Source organism: Bradyrhizobium sp. Kon69 (genome assembly GCF_055807515.1).
In genome coordinates this window covers 1-368 of record NZ_JBVVOS010000161.1, presented here as the reverse complement: position 1 = coordinate 368, position 368 = coordinate 1, and the positions used below count along the sequence as shown (strand labels likewise).

Below are 368 nucleotides of genomic sequence, written 5' to 3'. Positions count from 1 at the left end.
TACTCTGCCCCAGGCGCGGGCTGTCGAGGAGCCACAAGGCGACTTTCAAAGAGAAACGCTTGGGCGCGGTAACAGATTGGGGCGTGTCGATCATGGCGATGCCTGGGTCGATGTCCACGTTGGGATAACGCACTTGCAGTTGCTCACGCAACAGGACGGCCGCGACTTCGCGAAACGAGGGGCCAAGGGACAGCTGGTTCAGCAGAGCGACCGTAGGATCGCGGGTGGTTTTTACTGCGGTAGTCGAAGTCATGGTGGATCCTGATGGGCGCGGCGAGGGAAACAACCCGGGGTCATGCCTCGGGCGTCACCATGCTAGAAAGCGCTTCATCAGGAGGGGCGGTGCTTATGTATGCGCCGGCGTCAGT

Annotated in this window: 1 protein-coding gene; it reads right to left on the bottom strand. The window is 60.9% G+C overall.

What is annotated here, in order from left to right; translation table 11 throughout:
• Positions 1-253: hypothetical protein (locus AC0L3U_RS38670; RefSeq protein WP_473365003.1), on the bottom strand; the 253-nt coding region annotated here is incomplete at its 3' end.
• Positions 254-368: the final 115 nt, after the last annotated feature.